We start from the raw sequence: 18,425 nt of genomic DNA, 5'->3' as shown, positions 1-18,425 counted from the left end.
TGCAATGCAGTATTACCGCAGACTTCGGCGGTCATCCGAAAGTACTATTGGCGAACGCTCCCACTTCGGAAACGATAGCAGGCGTTCAAGCTGATTGTCGGCGTTCAGCGGCCACACGGTCGACGTCCGGCGCTCGGCCGGAATCCAATAATTCGGGAGGTCACCAATGGCATTTTTCAAGGACGGATGGACCCGTCGGCAGTTACTCACGACGGGCGTCGGCGTTGGCGCCGGCCTCGCCATGCCGCACGTGTTCACACGTGGCGCATGGGCGCAGGACCAGGCTTTTTGCAACAATCCGAACGGCGACACGGTCACCCTCGGTTTCAACGTCCCCCAGTCCGGCCCCTATGCCGACGAGGGCGCCGACGAGTTGCGGGCCTACGAGTTGGCCGTCAAGCACCTCAATGGTGAAGGCGACGGTGGCCTGATCCCGCTGCTCAAGCCGTCAAACCTCAAGGGCAACGGCATTCTCGGCAAGAAGGTCGCCTTCGTCACCGGCGACACCCAGACCAAGTCCGACGCGGCGCGGGCCTCGGCCAAGCGGATGATCGAAGCCGACGGCGCGATCATGATCACCGGCGGCTCGTCCTCGGGCGTCGCGATCGCGGTGCAGTCGCTCTGCCAGGAGATGGGTGTCATCTTCATGGCGGGTCTGACCCACTCCAATGACACCACCGGCAAGGACAAGCGGCGCTACGGCTTCCGCCATTTCTTCAACGCCTACATGTCGGGACAGGCGCTCGGACCGGTGCTCGCCGAGGAATATGGCAAGGATCGTGTCGCCTACCACCTGACGGCCGACTACACTTGGGGCTGGACCCAGGAAGAATCGATCAAGAACGCCACCGAGGCGCTCGGCTGGAAAACGGCGCAGGCCGTTCGCACGCCGCTCGGCGCCGGCGATTTCTCGCAGTATCTCACGCCGGTGCTCAATTCCGGCGCCGATGTCCTGATCCTCAACCACTACGGCGGCGACATGGTCAATTCGCTGCGTCAGGCCGTCACTCAGTTCGACATGAAGAGCAAGCAGGTCAACGGCAAACAGTTCGAGATCGTCGTACCGCTGTTCTCCGAGTTGATGGCGCAGGGCGCCGGTGAAGCCGTGAAGGGTATTCTCGGCACCGCCAACTGGGATTGGAAACTCGACAACGAGGCCTCCAAGGCCTTCTCCAAGTCGTTCGGCGAGGCCTACGGCCGTCCACCGTCGCAGGCTGCACAGACCTGCTACGCGCAGACGCTGCTCTATGCCAACGCCGCCGAGACTGCCGGCACCTTCTATCCGCCGGAATTGATCAAGGCACTTGAGGACTTCGAGTTCGACGGGCTCGGCAACGGGCCGACACTGTATCGCGGCGCCGATCACCAGTGCTTCAAGGACGTTCTGGTGGTGCGCGGCAAGCAGGAGCCGACCAACCAGTTCGATCTCATGGAGATCGTCAAGGTCGTGCCGCGCGACGAGGTCACCTACGATCCGGAGATCTTCGGTGGTGAACTCGGCCCCTCGGAAGTCAAAGGTTGCGCGGCCTGATCCAGGGCTGACATGATGAGGGCCGCCGACCGAAGGGCCGGCGGCCCATCAAGCTTTCGCGAGGATCGATAGGATCGATCAGAGGGACCTATGGACGCCATTATTCTTCAGGTCTTGAACGGGCTCGACAAGGGCGGCGCCTACGCGCTGATCGCCCTCGGCCTGACATTGATCTTCGGCACCCTGGGTGTGGTCAATTTCGCCCATGGCGCGCTGTTCATGCTCGGCGCCTTCTGTGCCGTGGCCTTCACCAAATTGCTGACGATCTCCGAGCGGATCCGCGACGAGAGCGTCACGTTTTTCGAGGCCTACAAGGAAATTCCCTATCTGGAGATCTGGTGGGGAGACACCGGCCGCGCGATCGTCGACTGGGCTGTCCCCCTGTCGGTCCTGGTGGCGATCCCGGTCATGCTCTTGATCGGCCTCGCCATGGAGCGCGGGCTCATCCGCTTCTTCTACAAGCGCAGCCATGCCGAGCAGATTCTGGTGACCTTCGGCCTGGCGATCGTGTTGCAGGAGATCGTCAAGCACTATTTCGGCGCCAACCCGATCCCGCTCACAGCGCCCCCGGCGCTGGCCGGCAGCGCCGACATTGGCCAATGGTTCGGGGTCACGGGCATCAGCTATCCGATGTGGCGGATCGTCTATTTCCTGTTCTCGCTCGTCGTCATCGCCGCCGTCTTCGCCTTCTTGCAACTGACCACCTTCGGCATGGTCGTCAGGGCCGGGATGGCGGATCGCGAGACCGTCGGCCTGCTCGGGATCAATATCGGCCGCAAGTTCTCGATCGTCTTCGGGCTGGCCGCGGTCGTCGCGGGCCTTGCCGGCGTCATGTACACGCCGATCCTCGCGCCGAACTACCATCTGGGGATGGATTTCCTGGTCTTGTCATTCGTCGTCGTCGTCGTCGGGGGCATGGGATCGCTTCCCGGCGCGGTGGTTGCCGGCTTCTTGCTGGGAATCCTGCAGTCCTTCGCCTCGCTGACCGAGGTCAAGGACATCGTTCCGGGCATCGACCAGATCATCATTTATCTCGTCGCCGTCGTCGTCCTGCTCGTCCGTCCACGCGGCTTGATGGGCCGCAAGGGCGTCATGGAGGTCTGATCCGATGAACAGCGCTGTTTCACCCTCCGTATCGACCGCCGAGACCGGTCCGCATCGTTCGACTCCGCCGGCAGCCAAGCGCCAGCGCGGCTTCTTCGAGGGGCCGATGGGGGATTATGTCTATGTCGCGCTTTTCGCGGCGGCGATACTGACCATGCCGATCTGGCTGGCGCCGATCGGCGCCGGTTATCCAGACATCCTGCAGAAGTTCGCGATCTTCGGGATCTTCGCGCTCGGCTTCAACATCCTGTTCGGCTTCTCCGGCTATCTGTCCTTCGGCCATGCCGCCTTCCTGGGAGCGGGCTCCTATGCTGCGGTCTGGATGTTCAAGCTCTTGTCGATGAACGCCGTCTTCGGGCTGGTCTTCGCGATCCTCGTCGCCGGCGTGTTCGCGCTGGCCATCGGCTTCGTCAGCCTGCGCAGGTCGGGCATCTACTTCTCGATCCTGACGCTGGCCTTCGCGCAGATGTCCTACAACCTCGCCTATTCGGTGCTGACGCCGATCACCAATGGCGAGACGGGCCTGCAGATCTCCCGCAGCGATCCGCGGATCATCGACCGCGCCTTCGGCACCGCCTCCGCGTCGCTGCCATCGCCAAACTTCTTCGGAATCGAACTGCAGGGATGGGCCGGCTTCTATTTCTGCGCGATCCTTTTGATCCTTGCCTTCTTCCTGGCGATGCGGATCAAGAATTCGACCTTCGGCATGATGTTGCTCGCCATCAAATCCAACCAGAACCGGATGGCCTTCACCGGCTTCAACACCCGGCCCTATCTACTCACCGCCTTTGTCATTTCGGGCATGTATGCCGGCCTTGCGGGCGGTCTTCTGGCCGTCACCGACCCGCTGGCGGGCGCCGACCGCATGCAGTGGACCGCATCGGGCGAAGTCGTTCTGATGACCATCCTCGGTGGCGTCGGCACGCTGCTCGGGCCGGTCATCGGCGCGGCGGTGATGAAATATCTCGAGCAGATCTTCTCCTCGTTCAACGACAGCTTCCTCTATCGCACCTTCGACTTCCTGCCCGACTGGGCGCAGGAGACGATGGTGGCGATCACCAGCCCCTTCGTCGGCGAAGGCTGGCTGTTGACGCTCGGCCTTCTGTTCATGATCCTGGTGATCGCGCTGCCGGGCGGCATCATGGAAGGACTGCGCCGGATCGGCGGCATCGTCCGCAGGCCGAAGACGGCGGGCAATAAACAAATGCCCGACATGCCGCACTCGGCCCATTCGGCCGCGGAATAGAGGAACCGGCATGGATATTCTCGCGATCAGCGGCGTCAACAAGCGCTTCGGCGGGCTCAAGGCCCTCGACAACGTCAATCTGAACGTCAAGGAAGGGACGATTCACGCCATCATCGGCCCCAACGGCGCCGGCAAGTCGACGCTGCTCAATTGTCTGGTGGGGCGCATCGTTCCGGATGAAGGCTCGGTCGAGTTCAACGGCCATGGGCTGCTCGGCCGCCATCCGCACCAGATCAATCAGGCCGGCATCGCACGGGTGTTCCAGACGCCGGAAGTCTTCGGCGAGATGACGGTGATGGAAAACGTCATGATCCCCGCCTTCGCGTCGGCGGACGGGGCCTTCCGCATCAATCTGTGGAAGCGCGCGGCGGACCGCCGACAGGTTGAGGCGGAAGCCGAGGAAATCCTGGAAGACCTGCACCTAGCGGACCAGCGCGACCAGATCGTCAATTCGATGTCGCGCGGCGACAAGCGGCGCCTGGAGCTGGCCATGTGCCTGGTCCAGAAACCCAAGCTGCTGCTGCTCGACGAGCCGACCGCCGGGATGTCGCGCGCCGACACCAACAACACCGTCGAGCTGTTGAAGAAGATCGCCAAGCGCAAGATCACCAAGGTGATCATCGAACACGACATGCATGTGGTCTTCTCGCTCGCCGACACCGTGAGCGTCATGGCGCAGGGGACCGTCATCGCCGAGGGCACGCCGCAAGACATCAAGACCGATCCGCGCGTGCAGGAAGCCTATCTCGGGGGAGCGCATCTATGAGCGAGACCATCGCCACGACGGAACGCCCGGCCTCCCCTCGCCCTGCGGCCGGGACCGGTGCGACGCCGTTCTTCGCCGCGCGGGACCTGCACGCCTATTACGGCGAAAGCTACATTGTCCAGGGCGTATCCTTCGAGGTGCGCGAGGGCGAGATCCTGGCGCTGCTTGGCCGCAACGGCGCCGGCAAGACCTCGACGCTGCGCACCATCGCCCGCGCCGGGCAACCCGAACTCAAGCGCGGCGAGATCTGGCTGGAAGGCCAGCCGCTGCACGAAATGCAGAGCTATCAGGCGGCCCAGGCCGGTATCCAGCTCGTTCCCGAGGACCGGCGGATCATCCCGGGCCTGACCGTCGAGGAAAACCTCAAGCTCGCCCAGATCGAAAAGCCAATCGGCTGGACGCTGGAGCGCATCTACGATCACTTCCCGCGGCTGGCGGAGCGCCGCACCCAGGAAGGCACGACGATGTCAGGCGGCGAGCAGCAGATGCTCGCGGTGGCGAGGGCCCTCGCCCGCGAGGTGAAACTGCTGCTGCTCGACGAGCCCTATGAAGGCCTGGCGCCGGTGATCGTGCATGAGATCGAGCGGATTCTGGAAGAGATCAAACAGCTGGGCATCACCACGATCCTGGTCGAACAAAACGCCATCGCCGCGCTGCATCTGGCGGACCGGGCGATCATCCTGGAAATGGGCGAAGTGGTTTTCGATGGCACCGCCCAGGAGATCATCGACAACAAGGAATTGCGTCTCCAGTACCTGGCGATCTGACCATGCCTCAGCTCCGGGGGGCCGTCAGGTCTTCATCATGCGCCTTCGTTGGAGTCGATCCGCATGGCGCGAACGACATTGCCGATGACGGCGGCGGGGCGCTTCTCGTCTCTAGGTCCGGTCGGCATTGCCATCCCCCTTTCTCGCTTCACGAAGCCGAAATGATGCGCATCCAAGATCGTCAGCGGTGAATTCGTTAGGGAACTTCTCTACCGCGGCTTCGATTGTCCAATCCAGCAGATTGAGTTTGTGCAGGCGCTTGAAGCCGCTCTGAAGATCACCACTCTGGACAAGTTTGGCTATGGCAGGTCGGGTTCCAAGTTGTTGGCGCATACCTATAAAAATTGTTGGGACGTAGCCTTTCTCACGACCCCTTCGGATCGTTTCGTCAATGAACGCTTCCAACGCGGGACTCGCTTTCGACATCTCGTGCTCCCATGCTTTCCGCGAAGCATATAGAAAATGAGCGATCGGCGCGATTAGGGGCTGTTCCAACTTCAGGTCACAAACTGGAGCCGCACCTCCTAACGTATACATTGCACCCTTCTCCGCGATATGTCATGAGGCCGCAAGGTTGGACCGGCGCGAGCCGCCATTTGGGGGATTCTCATGAACCGCATCGATCTTCAGGGACGCACGGCGATCATCACCGGCGGCGCGCGCGGCATCGGCCTGGCCACCGCCGAGCGAATTCTCGCCAGCGGCGGTTCGGCGGTACTGTGGGATGTCGATGGCGCGGCGATCGAGGAAGCGGTGACTCAGCTCGGTGCGAAGGCCAGCGGCCAGACGGTCGAACTGACCGACGCCAACGCGGTGGCAGCGGCCGCGAAGGACGCCTTCGCCAAGGCCGGAGCGATCGACATCCTCGTCAACAATGCCGGCATTACCGGCGGCAACGGCAAGACCTGGGAGTTGGAGCCCGACGTCTGGCGCAGGACCATCGAGGTCAATCTCGTCGCGCCATTCCTGACCAGCCGTGCGGTCGTGCCGCTGATGCTGGAAAAGGGCTATGGCCGGATCGTCAACATCGCCTCGATCGCCGGCAAGGAAGGCAATCCCAACGCCTCGCATTATTCGGCCTCGAAGGCCGGCCTCATCGGCCTGACCAAATCGCTTGGCAAGGAGCTTGCCGGCACCGGCATCCTGGTCAATTGCATCACCCCGGCCGCCGCGCGCACTGCGATCTTCGACCAGATGAGCCAGGAGCACATCGACTACATGCTGTCGAAAATCCCGCTCAATCGCTTTGTCGAGCCCGCCGAGGTCGCCGCAATGATCGCCTGGCTCGCCTCCGAGGACTGCTCGTTTTCGACCGGCGCGGTGTTCGACATTTCCGGCGGCCGCGCCGTCTACTGAGGCGCCGACGCTTTTCCTGCCCATCACGTTAGAAGGACGGACAACGCACCATGAAACTCGTTCGCTATGGCCCCTCGGGCAAAGAAAAGCCGGGACTTATCGACGCCAACGGCACCCTGCGCGATCTTGGCGCCCATGTCGGCGACATCGCGGGAGACGTCCTCTCCGACGCCGGGCTTGCCAAGCTGAAGGCTCTCGATCCTTCCAGCCTCCCCGCGGTCGACGGCACGCCGCGCATGGGCCCCTGCGTCGGGCAAATCCAGAAGATCCTGTGCATTGGCCTGAACTATTCGGACCACGCCGCCGAGACCGGCGCAGAGCCGCCGAGCGAACCGATCCTCTTCGCCAAGGCGCTGTCCGCGCTGTGCGGTCCCAACGACGACGTCGAAATGCCGCGCGGCTCGCAGGCTCTCGACTGGGAGGTCGAGCTTGCGATCGTCATCGGAGCCAAGGCGAAATACGTGTCCGAAGCCGACGCGATGAACCACGTCGCAGGCTTTGCGATCATGAACGACGTGTCCGAACGCGACTTCCAGACCAAGCGCATGGGCCAGTGGACCAAGGGCAAGAGCCACGACACCTTCGGTCCGCTCGGTCCCTGGTTGGTGACACGCGACGAAGTCGGCGATGTCCACAATCTCGCCATGTGGCTCGACGTCAACGGCGAACGCCGCCAGACCGGCAACACCAACACGCTGATCTTCAACGTGCCGCACATGGTGTCTTACCTGTCGCAGTTTCTCACGTTGATGCCTGGTGACGTGATCTCGACCGGCACGCCGCCGGGAGTCGGGATGGGTATGAAGCCGCCGAAGTATCTCAAGGTGGGCGACGTCATGACGCTCGGGATCGAAGGCCTCGGCGAGCAGAGGCAGACGGTCGTTTCGGCCTGACTCGGCAGTCAGCGGCGGGGATGACCGGCATGGCTAGCGAAGCGCCCCCGCCCCTGCCGCCGCCGTATAAATCTGACGCAGTGTCGGCTCACCAGTCCCGACGCCGCGCCAGCACCAGATGACCAGGGGCCGGCTGCCCCTCCTGGAGGCGGACGACGATCGGTCCGCATTCCAGGCAATCGAAGCCATGCGCCGCGAGCCGGTCCCCAAGATACGTCTCGCGGTGATGGAAGCGCTGGTGCGGGCCGACCATGAAATCGCGTCCGGCGAATGTCGCCTCGGACAGCGTCTCGGTTGAAAATCCGAAGATTCCGCCGGGCGCCAACCGTGCGGCGACTCCGGAAAACAGCGCGTCGAGGCCGCCGAGATAAGGCAGCACGTCGGCGGCGACGATCAGGTCGAACGGTTCTTCCTCGTCGAACTCGGCGAGGAAGCCGACTGCCTCGCCGATATAGAGATCGTCGTAGATACCCTTGTCGAAACACGTCTCGATCATGCCTTCCGACAGATCGACGCCGAGCAGTGTCGTCGCCCGATCCCGTAGCGCCTCGCCGGCAAGCCCGGTGCCGCAACCGAGATCGAGCACGCGCTGGTAGGGACCGGGCGCGATCTCTGCGATTCGAGCAGCCATCAGCGCTGGAACGCCGTAGCGGAGCTGGCGCACCAGAATGTCCTCGAACGCCTCGGCATGCTGGTCGAACAGCGTCGCCACATAGGCATCGCCGGCCGATTCCGGAGCCTCGCCCAGACCCATCGCCGCGATGCGGACCGCCGCGCCACCATGGTCCTCGGGATCGATCACCAGACACTCGCGATAGGCTTCGGCAGCGGCCGCGTGCGCGCCGGCCTTTTCCAGCGAAAGCGCCCTTTCATAGGCGTCCGTCAACGCCGCTTCGTCGAACCCGCTCATAGGTACGCTTCCTGGCTCGCGTCCGCGCCGGCGTGCAACGCCGCCGCCAGCGCCCGCGCCGCCCGTTCGATGGTTGCCGCCGGCACGCTGCAGAACACGTCCGGCACCGCTTCGCTCGCGACGGTGTCAGCCACCGCCTCATCGCTCAGCGGAACATGGATGAAACCGAAACGCTGCACGCCGAGCGCTGTGGCATAATGGGCAAGGCGGTAGAACGTATCGTTGCAGAGATAGCCGCCGGCATTGGTCGACCACTCGAAGGAGGCGCCGGCACTGCGCAAGGCGGCGGCGACGTCGTTCCACGGTAGATTTGCAGGCAGCGACTGGGGACCGTCCAGCACCGCCGGGCCCGATGGGAAGCCGCCGACCGCGTCGGCATGGCCGAGCTCGCGACGGTTGCGCGCGACCAGTTCGATGCGAAGGCGTTCGGCGCGCTGGTGGAGGCCGAACAGCACAACGGTCGTCGGGCGCACGGCTTCGATCGCGGCCTTAAGCCGCGACCAGCTCCCCTCCCACTCGACGGGCAGAATCTCAGCGTGGAGACCATCGGAGCGGACTCGCTCGCACTGCAACGCGCGCGCCAGATCCTCGGTCGGATTGCGCGGCGCGCTCGGAAAGGAAGAAAAGCCGGCGAAGAGTAACGACATGGAACGCATGAGCCTGAACAGTGGGCGGTGCGGGAGGTCGGGTGAGACCGCCTGTCCCAAAATGAAACGTGAAGCTTGCCAAGAAACTTTTACTTGCAACGCCCGGCGCGGGATAGCATTCAAGGGATGTTTGGGCAATTTCGCGAACAAAGGTAATGGACGAACTGCGTATCGGAGGCGCCTCCTCCGGGTGGTATACCGAAACCGGATACCACGATGTATCGGTTCCCTTCCTCGTCAAGACTTGCCTGCCACCGCCACACGGCGACACGTAATGCCAGGATAAGGACCCCGATAATGGCACAAACCGGGACGGTCAAATTCTTCAATACCGAGAAAGGCTTCGGCTTCATCAAGCCGGACGACGGCGGCGTGGACATCTTCGTTCATATCTCGGCAGTGCAGGCATCCGGCCTGCCTGGTCTGGAGGAGAACCAGAAGGTCTCGTACGAAACCGAACCCGACAAGCGCGGCAAGGGCCCCAAGGCTGTCAACCTCGAAGCGGCCGACTGACGGCGGACCGAAGCGTCGATGAAACCGGCGCGAAAGTGCCGTAACGGGACAAAATAGCTTGGGATAGCCCGCCGCGCATCGCACGGCGGGCTTTTTTGTCTCCGATCTCCGTGGTGGAGTGCCGGGATGGAACAGAATCGTCTGGCACGCCACGTGCAAGGGCTCTGCCGAACGCCTCGCAAGGGGCCTAAACGGGAGATCGTCATGCAACGCCGAAACCGCTTGGCAATTCGCACGACCGCAGCTGCGCTGTCCTTTCTAATGCTGGCCTCGGGGCCCGCTTCGAGCGAAACGTCCCACAACAGTAATCGCGACGTCAGAACCGCCCAGATCATCGACTTTTCCGCTCAGAGCGAGGAATTTCTCGAGGATGGCGGTGGCATCCGGACTGCGCCCGATATCTACGTCACGGACGAGCGGGAAGAGTTGATCGAGGATGGGGGCGGCATACGAACCGCTCCCGATATCTATTCCACCAATGAACGGGAGGAGTTTCTGGAGGACGGCGGGTCGATCAAACGCAAGCCGAATTTCGACGTCCTGACCGTGCGTGGGCGAAATCGTGCTTGGCGCGCAGTCGAGAAACAGGGGGCTTCGGCACGCTCGCAGGGTTCCTTCACGATGATATCCACCGGATCCTCCGATCGCCGCGCCCTGCCCTCCCGCGCCTCGGCATGGAAGCGGCATTCCGGCCTCGGCGCCATGCCGAACGGACCGCGAGTCATCGACGTGGCGCGCGAACGGCTGGATCGCCGTCCCATGCCGACTTCCGGCATCGACATCATCGAGACCGGCGGCGCGAAGATCATCCGCATCGCTCCAAACTATGACCGACATGCCGCCGCAAAGTTGGATCGAAGCGCGCGCCCTGTGCGCAAGGCGCGCTCTGGCGAGCCGTGGACGCGGGAATGGCTGAGTGCCTGCACCCGCGCGTATCCCAGCTTCGATCCGAATTTCGGCACCTATATTGGACGCGGCGGGCAAATCCCTGTTCTGCCCTGGCGGTTGATCGCGGCCCGACGGGGCGCGGCTATCAGGTCAGAAAGGGGTTGGTACGGCGCTCGTCACCAAGGCGTCCGCCCGGCCCATGACCGCAGATGAAGCCGACATCGTCACCGAGCGGCAGTACCTTCTGCTTGATCGAGTGGATCAGGGCAGCATGGTCGCCGCCCGGCAGGTCGGTACGTCCGATCGAACCGGCGAATAGGACGTCGCCGGCATGCAGGAACTTCGCTTGGCGATGGTAGAATACGACATGGCCGGGCGCGTGGCCCGGCGTGTGCAGCACCTCGAAGACATGCCCGGCGAAGCCGACCGTCTCGCCCTCTTCCAGCCAGCGGTCCGGCGTGCAATTGCGCACCGCGCCGCCGACGCCGAACATCAGCGCCTGGTTCTCGAGACCTGACAGCAAAAACGCGTCGTCCCGATGGGGTCCGACGATGTCGACGCCGAGCCGCTCCTTCAGCTCCATGGCACCGCCCGCGTGGTCGATATGGCCGTGGGTCAGCCAGATCGCCTCGATGGCAATGCCGGCGGCCTCGATCGCCGCGACGATCCGCTCGACATCGCCGCCGGGGTCGACCACGACGCCGGTCTTGGCCTCGGTGTCATAGAGGATGCAGCAGTTCTGCTGGAACGGCGTGACCGGCACGATCTCGGCGCTGAGTTGTGTCAAAACGGGAGTCTCCTCAACCAGTTGTGCGTCGGCGTTGATGTCCAGCCTTAGCCAGGATCGCGCGGCCGCCATGTTGAGCACGGGATAACCGCCGCTGCCCCTTGGCGCAAATGCTGCTTGGCTCTGGGAAAGCTTTCGCGAAACGCTTGGACGTGGTTTCCGCGACGCGCGGACCTATGTCGTCGCGATCCAGATGACGTGCCGGGCGCCACGGCCCGTGCGGCTGGCGCGCACACGCGCCTCGTCGACGCTGAAGCCGGCCCGGCGAAGCCGTCCGGTAAAGCCGCTGTCCGGCCCTTGCGACCAGACCGCCAGCACCCCGCCTGGACGCAGCGCGCGTCGCGCATCTTCCAGTCCTCCGAGATCGTAAAGACCGTCATTGGCGCGGCTCGTCAGACCCTCGGGGCCGTTGTCGACGTCCAGAAGGATCGCGTCATAAGCTGCCTTGCCGCCGCGAATGAGCTCGGCGACGTCCGTCACCGTTATGCTCACGCGGGGGTCGTCGAGGCTCCCGTCGACGAGATGCGCCATCGGGCCTTTCGCCCAGGCGACCACCGCCGGCACAAGCTCGGCGACAATCACGCTCGCGTCGCCGCCGAGATGGGAGAGGACGGCGCGGAGGGTAAACCCCATGCCGAGCCCGCCGACGAGGACGTGCGGCTTCGCCCGGTCGGCGATCCTCTCGCAGGACAGGCGCGCGAGCGCTTCCTCCGAGCCCGAGAGCCGGCTGTTCATCAGCTCGTTGTCGCCGAGCATGATCGAGAACTCGGTGCCGCGCCGCATCAGCCGGAGTTCACCAGTCGTCCCGGGAATCGTCGCGCTGTCGAGCTTTTGCCAGGGGATCATTGCCGCATCGCCGTCCGGCCGGCCCGCCGGGCGTCCTACTCCGCCGCCGCGCGCTTCGGCTGTACGGCGTCGGCGTAATCGTCGACCAGCCGCCGGGTCGTCTCGCCGGGGGTGAACCGCCAGTCGGCGATCTCGGAGACCGGCGTCACCTCGGCCGCCGTGCCACAAAGGAAGCATTCCTCGAAGCTTGCCAGTTCCTCCGGCATGATCACCCGCTCCTTCACCTCGATGCCGCGGCGGCGCGCGAGATCGATCACGGTGCGGCGGGTAATGCCGTCGAGGAAGCAGTCGGGCGTCGGCGTGTGCAGGATGCCGTCCTTGACGAAGAAGACGTTGGCGCCGGTCGCCTCGGCGACCTGGCCGCGCCAGTCGAGCATCATCGCGTCGGCATAGCCCTTGGCCTCCGCCGCGTGCTTGGAGATCGTGCAGATCATGTAGAGGCCGGTGGCCTTGGCCTTGGAGGGCGCCGTGCGCGGGTCCGGCCGGCGATACTCCGCCAGATCCAGCCTGATGCCCTTCATGCGCTGCTCGGGATCGAAATAGCTCGGCCATTGCCAGATGGCGATGGCCACGTTGATGCGGTTCTTCTGGGCCGAAACGCCCATCATCTCCGAGCCACGGAAGGCGATCGGCCGGACATAGGCGTCGGCGAAACCCTGCCGATTGAGCAGTTCATTCGTCGCCGCGTCGATCTCGTCGGCGCTGTAGGGCAGCGCGAAGCCGAGCATGCGACCGGATGCGATCAAGCGTTCGGTGTGCTCGCGCAGCTTGAAAACCGTGCCGCCGTAGGCCCGCTCGCCCTCGAAGACGGCGCTGGCATAGTGCAGCCCGTGCGTCAGCACGTGGATCTTGGCGTCCTTCCAGGGCACGAACTGGCCGTTGAACCAGATTTCGCCGTCAAGCTGGTCGAATGGAACATTGCTCATGGTGCTCGCGACGCCTGTTCCGGCGTCCTCCCTATCATCATCTGGCGGCGGTCGACTGTCGGCCGAGGGGTGGATCCGCGTCAATGTCCCTGGCCCATTCATGGCGGACCAGCGACGGTTTCCACTCTTCGCCGTCCGGTGTAACAATGGTAGGAAATTACGTCAATAGTGCTGACCTAAATTATGGATGCTGCCCTGACCTCCGACGTGCGCACGGACAATGCCGCCGAAGCCATTGTGCGGGAGCCCCTGCCGACCTTCGGAAATCCGGACTTCCGGATGATCGAGTTGCTGTTCTTCGCCTATCGCGAATTCACCGCCGATGCCGATTCGATCCTTGCCCGCTACGGGTTCGGGCGCGCCCATCACCGTATCCTGCATTTCGTCAACCGCGCGCCCGGCATGACCATCACCGATCTCCTCGACCTCTTGCAGATCACCAAGCAATCGCTGTCGCGGGTGTTGCGCCAACTCATTGATGATGGCTTCATCCGTCAGATGCCGGGGGTGGAGGATCGCCGGCAGCGCTGCCTCTATCCGACCGTGAAGGGGCGCGAACTGACGCTGGAGCTTTCGCGGGAGCAGGCGCGCCGGATCGACGCGGCCTTGAGCGACGCCGCGCCCACCGACGCCGCGCCGATCGGCGCCTTTCTCAGGCAGATGGCGGCAGATCGGCCGGCGACGCGGGAGTGGTTCAAGAAGCAAGGCATCAATTGGAAAGAACCGCTATGAACGAGTTTGCCGGTGAGACCTCGGGCGAGGTGACATCGCTGGGAGACGATGCCCCCCACATTCTCGTCGTCGACGACGACCGCCGCATCCGCTCGCTGCTGTCGCGGTTCTTGTCGGAGCAGAATTTTCGCGTCTCGATGGCCGCTAACGCCAGGGAGGCCCGGCGAATCCTGGAGGGGCTCGACTTCGATCTCCTGATCGTCGATGTGATGATGCCCGGGGAGAACGGCATCGAGTTGGTGCGCTCGTTCCGCGCCGACCGACAATCGCCGGTGCTGATGCTGACGGCGCGTTCGGAGACCGAGCAGCGGATTGAAGGGCTGGAAGCCGGTGCCGACGATTATCTGCCGAAGCCGTTCGATCCACGCGAACTGCTGCTGCGTATTAACAACATCCTGCGGCGCGGGAGCCAGGCCCCGATCCAGAAACTGGAACATGTGCGCTTCGGTCCGTTCACCTTCACGCTGTCGCGCCGCGAACTCAAACGCGGGCCGGAGATCATTCGTTTGACCGAACGCGAGCAGGAGATGATGTCCCAGTTCGCCGGCAATCCGGGCGAGACGATCCCGCGTCAGGATCTTCTTGCCGACGAGACGGAGGTTGGCGAGCGCACCGTCGACGTTCAGATCAACCGCCTGCGTCGCAAGATCGAGAGCGATCCGGCGAATCCCCTGTGGCTACAGACGGTGCGCGGCATCGGCTATCGCCTGAACACGGATTGAGGCCGGAGCGGCCGTGACCCTGATCGAACGCCTCATCCAAAAGCGGCCGTGGCGGTTCGCAGCGTCTACCCGGCGCCGCGCGTGGCGGCCGCGCTGGCGGTGGGGCAAGCTGCCGACGATCGACATCTGGCGCGGGCCCTTGCGACCCATTCCACGCATCATCCAGCGTTTCATGCCGAAGGGGCTCTATGCGCGCTCCCTGATCATCATCATCGCACCGGTGGTCCTGCTACAGGGCGTGGTGACGGTGGTGTTCATGGAGCGGCACTGGCAACTCGTGACCCATAGGCTGTCGACCGCCGTGGTGCGCGACATCGCGGCTATTACCGACCTCGTCGAAGCACAGTCGCCGGGCAGCGACTATTCCCAGGTCATCGGCATTGCTCGCAACCGGCTTGGTCTCAATGTCTCGGTACTGCCGCCGGGTCCCCTGCCCCCTCTGGGTCCGAAGCCGTTCTTCAACATCCTCGATGGCATCCTCAGCGAGGAGATCACCGCCCGGATCGGGCGACCGTTCTGGATCGATACGGTCGGCCAATCCAAGATAGTCGAAGTCCGCATCCAGCTGGACGAGAAGGTTTTGCGCGTGTTCGCGCCCCGCAACTCCGCCTATGCTTCGAACACCCATATTTTCCTGGTGTGGATGGTCGGAACGTCGCTGGTGCTGATGATCATCGCCATCCTGTTTCTACGCAACCAGATTCGTCCGATCCAGGCTCTGGCCGCGGCGGCCGAGGGCTTCGGGCGCGGCCAGCCAATGCCGCCGGACTTTCGCCCGCGCGGCGCTTCGGAGGTCCGGCGCGCCTCGCTTGCCTTCATCCAGATGCGCGACCGAATCGAGCGACAGATGGAACAGCGCACGGCCATGCTGACCGGCGTCAGCCACGATCTGCGGACCATCCTGACGCGTTTCCGACTGCAGCTTGCCCTGCTCGGCGAAGGCGAAGACCAAGACGAGTTGAACGCCGACGTCGACGAAATGCAGCGCATGCTCGAGGGTTATCTCGCCTTTGCCAAGGACGAGGCGGCCGAGGAGGTCGGTGAACTCGACCTTGTCCCGGTGCTCGGCAAATTCCGGACCGAAGCCAAATTGAAGGGTAAGCAGATCTCGGTCGAAATCGTCGGCGATCCGCGCCTCGCGGTGCGGCCGGATTCCTTCACCCGCATGGTGACCAACGTCGTCACCAACGCCTTGCGCCACGGCGACCGCATCCGCGTCCGCGCCAACCACCAGGGGCGGTGGCTGACCATCACCGTCGAGGACAACGGCACCGGGATCGCCGCCGAACAGCGCGAGGAAGTCTTCAAGCCGTTTGTGCGGCTCGACACCGCCCGCAACATCGACAGCGGCGGCACCGGTCTCGGCCTTGCGATCGCCCGCGATATCGCCCGCAGCCACGGCGGCGACATTCTCCTGTCGGACAGCGATCTCGGCGGTTTGCGCGCGCTCATTCGCGTGCCGGCTTAAGCCGGCTCAGAACATCCGGCCGCCGTCGGGCACGGTGTGGCCCGGCGCTAACAGCACGACCTCGCCGGCCGCGTCCGGGACGCCGAGGGTCAGCACCTCCGACATCATCGGGCCGATCTGCCGGGGCGGGAAATTGACGACGGCGAGCACCTGCCGGCCGACCAGCGCCTCGGCATCGTAATGTGCGGTGATCTGGGCGGAGGATTTCTTACGGCCGATCGGCGCGCCAAAGTCGATGGTCAGGCGAAACGCCGGCTTGCGCGCTTCGGGAAACGGCGCCGCCTCGACGATGGTGCCGACGCGGATATCGACCTTCATGAAATCGTCGAAGCCGATTTCCGGCGCCGGACCCTTGCCTGCCGACATTCGCCTACTCCCTCGACAATGCCTCGGCACGGTCGCGCGCTGCCTGTACGGCCCGCCGCATCAGCGGCGCCAAACCGTCGTCCGCCATCAAGACATCGAGCGCGGCCTGGGTGGTACCGTTCGGCGAGGTGACGTTCCGGCGCAATTTTTCCGGCGTGTCCTCGGACCGGATCATCAACTCGCCCGCGCCGGCGACCGTGTGCCGCGCCAGCCGCATCGCGAGATCGGCCGGCAGTCCCGCCGTTTCGCCGGCTTTCGCCAGGCATTCGGCGAGATAGAACACATAGGCTGGGCCACTGCCCGAGACGCCGGTTACGGCATCGATCAGGGCCTCGCTCTCGACCCACTCAACCGGGCCGCTCGCCGACAGGAGACCGTCCGCGACGGCGCGCCCCGCGGCTTCGACCCGCGCATTGGCGTAGGCGCCGGTGATGCCCCGGCCGATCAGCGCCGGCGTGTTCGGCATGGCCCGCACCACCGGCCTTTCGCCGAGTTGCACTTCGATAGCCGCGACGCTCGTGCCGGCGGCGATCGACACCACGAGGCTTGCCGGTTCGAGCGCGGCGCGCAACGCCGGAAGCGCTTCGCCCATCATCTGCGGCTTCACCGCCAAAAGCGCGACGTCGAACGCCTCATCCGGGACGCTTATCGCATGGCGCACGCCGTAGCGGTCGATCAGCGGACGCAGGGCATCGCCGATCCTTGGATCGACGACGAGCACGCGCGATGGTTCCAGCCCACTTTCCAGCCAGCCGCCCAGCAGCGCCGCGCCCATATTGCCGCCGCCCAGAAGCAGGATGCGCTGTTGCGCGCCGGCCATGCTCACGCTTCGCCTTCGGTCTCGAAAATCGCGCAAGCCAGCGCATCGTCGGCCATCTTGTCGGCCCACACGACGAACTGAAATGCCTGATAGAAGCGCTCGCAGCTTTCCAGCGCCGTCGCCAGCATCCGTTCGGCCTGTTGGCTGGTCGGCTCGGCGCCACCGGACAGCAGCAGCGCGTGGCGGAACATCACCGCCCCTTCCTGCTGCCAGAGGTCGAAATGTCCGACGAGCAGCTTCTCGTTGATCAGCGCCAGTAGCCGGAGCACTTCGGAGCGACGATGCGCGGGGATCTTGAGGTCGAAGGCGCAACCCAAATGCAGCGCCTCGATATTCTCCAGCCAGGAGAACGAAACCGAGTAATCGGTCCAGACTCCGGCCACCGCCACCGCGATCTCGTCGTCGCCCGAGCGCTCGAACGCCCATTCCCGAGCCGCAGCGACCCATTCGATCATATCGACCGGATGAGACTGCCTCAAAGAGGCAAATTCAATCAGACTCATGTCCACGTCCCCGTATCCAATTCGGCGGGGATGCCGATTGCCGCCAAGGCGCCCCGCAGGGGTGACACCGCCACCGCACAGCGTCGAATCACCCTTATGAATCAGCATATAGACCGCGAGTCCTCGCGCTAAGGGGCGTTAACCAAATATTCACCGTCAATCGATTTTGGCACCCCGGAGAAGGGCCTCGCCGGGAGTCTTAAGCGACTCTCGGCAAAGGATAATCCGGTTCGACCATAGGTTGTTCGAAAGTTGTTGATTGCCTGTGGAGAACCTGTCAGCCGGCCTTCGGCTTGGCACTGGGCACGCGTGCCTCGAGGTCATCAAGCCGCTTCTTCAGAACTTCGTTCTCCATACGCGCCTTCGCGGCCATGTCGCGAACAGCTTCAAATTCCTCGCGCTGGACGAGATCCATCTGGTTGAGGAAGCGCTCGCCCTGTGCCCTGAACACCGTCTCCACCTCACGGCGCACCCCTTGGGCGGCACCGGCGGCGTCGGTCATCATCCGCGCGAACTCGTCGAGCATTCGGTTGGGGCCCTGCCGGCCGGGACCTGAAGTGGACATGGATCGTCTCCGCTATGGTGTTGTGGCGTTGCTTCTGTTGGGAGGTAGAGAGCGCTTGGCCCCATGGCA

22 protein-coding genes are annotated in these 18,425 nt (G+C 64.1%); 12 read left to right on the top strand and 10 right to left on the bottom strand.

The features are described 5' to 3' along the window. Positions 1 to 166 precede the first annotated feature (166 nt). From VSX60_RS05215 to VSX60_RS05195, 5 genes are all read left to right on the top strand, one after another. The gene (locus VSX60_RS05215) at positions 167 to 1,531 is read left to right on the top strand and encodes a substrate-binding protein (protein WP_327623091.1); all 1,365 of its coding nucleotides are present in this window, start codon (positions 167 to 169) and stop codon (positions 1,529 to 1,531) included. Positions 1,532 to 1,621: 90 nt separating this feature from the next. Beyond that, the gene (locus tag VSX60_RS05210) at positions 1,622 to 2,635 is read left to right on the top strand and encodes a branched-chain amino acid ABC transporter permease (RefSeq protein ID WP_327623090.1); all 1,014 of its coding nucleotides are present in this window, start codon (positions 1,622 to 1,624) and stop codon (positions 2,633 to 2,635) included. A gap of 106 nt (positions 2,636 to 2,741) precedes the next feature. Continuing rightward, a complete protein-coding gene (locus VSX60_RS05205) occupies positions 2,742 to 3,881 on the top strand; it encodes a branched-chain amino acid ABC transporter permease (protein WP_327623134.1) in 1,140 nt (379 codons plus the stop codon). Between the two features lie 10 nt (positions 3,882 to 3,891). Then, positions 3,892 to 4,647, top strand: a complete 756-nt coding sequence (locus VSX60_RS05200; RefSeq protein WP_327623089.1) for an ABC transporter ATP-binding protein — start codon at positions 3,892 to 3,894, stop codon at positions 4,645 to 4,647. Then, positions 4,644 to 5,414, top strand: coding sequence for an ABC transporter ATP-binding protein (locus tag VSX60_RS05195; protein WP_327623088.1), 771 nt, complete (start codon positions 4,644 to 4,646; stop codon positions 5,412 to 5,414). The genes VSX60_RS05200 and VSX60_RS05195 overlap by 4 nt, the downstream gene beginning before the upstream one ends. 111 nt (positions 5,415 to 5,525) lie before the next feature. Here VSX60_RS05195 and VSX60_RS05190 read toward each other — a convergent pair whose 3' ends face one another. Beyond that, entirely contained in the window at positions 5,526 to 5,840 is a 315-nt protein-coding gene (locus VSX60_RS05190) for a hypothetical protein (RefSeq protein WP_327623087.1), read from the bottom strand. Between the two features lie 183 nt (positions 5,841 to 6,023). On the opposite strand from VSX60_RS05190, the gene VSX60_RS05185 reads away from it, so the two are divergent. Both VSX60_RS05185 and VSX60_RS05180 read left to right on the top strand, forming a co-directional pair. Next, positions 6,024 to 6,770 carry an SDR family NAD(P)-dependent oxidoreductase gene (locus tag VSX60_RS05185; protein WP_327623086.1) on the top strand — a complete coding sequence of 249 codons (747 nt, stop codon included), beginning with the start codon at positions 6,024 to 6,026 and terminating at the stop codon, positions 6,768 to 6,770. 50 nt (positions 6,771 to 6,820) lie between these two features. Further along, a complete protein-coding gene (locus VSX60_RS05180; protein WP_327623085.1) occupies positions 6,821 to 7,663 on the top strand; it encodes a fumarylacetoacetate hydrolase family protein in 843 nt (280 codons plus the stop codon). A gap of 88 nt (positions 7,664 to 7,751) precedes the next feature. On the opposite strand, the gene VSX60_RS05175 is transcribed toward VSX60_RS05180, so the two are convergent. Beyond that, positions 7,752 to 8,573: a class I SAM-dependent DNA methyltransferase gene (locus tag VSX60_RS05175; protein WP_327623084.1), complete on the bottom strand. Its 822-nt coding sequence runs from the start codon at positions 8,571 to 8,573 to the stop codon at positions 7,752 to 7,754. Beyond that, positions 8,570 to 9,220, bottom strand: a complete 651-nt coding sequence (locus VSX60_RS05170; RefSeq protein WP_327623083.1) for a pyroglutamyl-peptidase I family protein — start codon at positions 9,218 to 9,220, stop codon at positions 8,570 to 8,572. Before VSX60_RS05170 ends, VSX60_RS05175 begins: the two co-directional genes overlap by 4 nt. Positions 9,221 to 9,517: 297 nt before the next feature. Between VSX60_RS05170 and VSX60_RS05165 the strand changes: the two genes are divergently transcribed. Then, positions 9,518 to 9,733 carry a cold-shock protein gene (locus VSX60_RS05165; protein ID WP_327623082.1) on the top strand — a complete coding sequence of 72 codons (216 nt, stop codon included), beginning with the start codon at positions 9,518 to 9,520 and terminating at the stop codon, positions 9,731 to 9,733. Between the two features lie 204 nt (positions 9,734 to 9,937). Beyond that, complete coding sequence (locus VSX60_RS05160) at positions 9,938 to 10,834, top strand: hypothetical protein (protein WP_327623081.1); 897 nt, start codon at positions 9,938 to 9,940, stop codon at positions 10,832 to 10,834. On the opposite strand, the gene VSX60_RS05155 is transcribed toward VSX60_RS05160, so the two are convergent. The 3 genes from VSX60_RS05155 to VSX60_RS05145 all read right to left on the bottom strand — a co-directional run bounded on the left by VSX60_RS05155 (position 10,767) and on the right by VSX60_RS05145 (position 13,180). Next, entirely contained in the window at positions 10,767 to 11,408 is a 642-nt protein-coding gene (locus VSX60_RS05155) for an MBL fold metallo-hydrolase (RefSeq protein ID WP_327623080.1), read from the bottom strand. The two genes, VSX60_RS05160 and VSX60_RS05155, sit on opposite strands and share 68 nt — an antisense overlap. 174 nt (positions 11,409 to 11,582) lie before the next feature. Beyond that, entirely contained in the window at positions 11,583 to 12,254 is a 672-nt protein-coding gene (locus VSX60_RS05150) for a spermidine synthase (protein ID WP_327623079.1), read from the bottom strand. Positions 12,255 to 12,289: 35 nt separating this feature from the next. Beyond that, positions 12,290 to 13,180 carry a branched-chain amino acid aminotransferase gene (locus VSX60_RS05145; protein WP_327623078.1) on the bottom strand — a complete coding sequence of 297 codons (891 nt, stop codon included), beginning with the start codon at positions 13,178 to 13,180 and terminating at the stop codon, positions 12,290 to 12,292. A 183-nt stretch (positions 13,181 to 13,363) separates the two neighbouring features. Between VSX60_RS05145 and VSX60_RS05140 the strand changes: the two genes are divergently transcribed. The 3 genes from VSX60_RS05140 (at position 13,364) to VSX60_RS05130 (ending at position 16,102) form a co-directional block, all read left to right on the top strand. After that, a complete protein-coding gene (locus VSX60_RS05140; RefSeq protein ID WP_327623077.1) occupies positions 13,364 to 13,912 on the top strand; it encodes a MarR family winged helix-turn-helix transcriptional regulator in 549 nt (182 codons plus the stop codon). Next, the gene (locus VSX60_RS05135) at positions 13,909 to 14,634 is read left to right on the top strand and encodes a response regulator transcription factor (protein ID WP_327623076.1); all 726 of its coding nucleotides are present in this window, start codon (positions 13,909 to 13,911) and stop codon (positions 14,632 to 14,634) included. The genes VSX60_RS05140 and VSX60_RS05135 overlap by 4 nt, the downstream gene beginning before the upstream one ends. 172 nt (positions 14,635 to 14,806) lie before the next feature. Next, the gene (locus VSX60_RS05130; RefSeq protein WP_327623133.1) at positions 14,807 to 16,102 is read left to right on the top strand and encodes an ATP-binding protein; all 1,296 of its coding nucleotides are present in this window, start codon (positions 14,807 to 14,809) and stop codon (positions 16,100 to 16,102) included. Between the two features lie 6 nt (positions 16,103 to 16,108). Here VSX60_RS05130 and VSX60_RS05125 read toward each other — a convergent pair whose 3' ends face one another. The 4 genes from VSX60_RS05125 to VSX60_RS05110 form a co-directional block, all read right to left on the bottom strand. Beyond that, entirely contained in the window at positions 16,109 to 16,468 is a 360-nt protein-coding gene (locus VSX60_RS05125) for a tRNA-binding protein (protein ID WP_327623075.1), read from the bottom strand. 4 nt (positions 16,469 to 16,472) lie between these two features. Then, positions 16,473 to 17,288 carry a pyrroline-5-carboxylate reductase gene (gene proC, locus VSX60_RS05120; protein ID WP_327623074.1) on the bottom strand — a complete coding sequence of 272 codons (816 nt, stop codon included), beginning with the start codon at positions 17,286 to 17,288 and terminating at the stop codon, positions 16,473 to 16,475. A gap of 2 nt (positions 17,289 to 17,290) precedes the next feature. Then, complete coding sequence (locus VSX60_RS05115) at positions 17,291 to 17,791, bottom strand: YbjN domain-containing protein (RefSeq protein ID WP_206454212.1); 501 nt, start codon at positions 17,789 to 17,791, stop codon at positions 17,291 to 17,293. Between the two features lie 277 nt (positions 17,792 to 18,068). Continuing rightward, positions 18,069 to 18,317 carry an accessory factor UbiK family protein gene (locus tag VSX60_RS05110; RefSeq protein ID WP_327623073.1) on the bottom strand — a complete coding sequence of 83 codons (249 nt, stop codon included), beginning with the start codon at positions 18,315 to 18,317 and terminating at the stop codon, positions 18,069 to 18,071. Between the last annotated feature and the right edge of the window lie 108 nt (positions 18,318 to 18,425).

Origin of the sequence: Aurantimonas sp. A3-2-R12 (genome assembly GCF_036016755.1) — a bacterium.
Taxonomy (GTDB): Bacteria; Pseudomonadota; Alphaproteobacteria; order Rhizobiales; family Rhizobiaceae; genus Aurantimonas; species Aurantimonas coralicida_A.
This window is presented reverse-complemented; position numbering and strand designations above follow the sequence as displayed.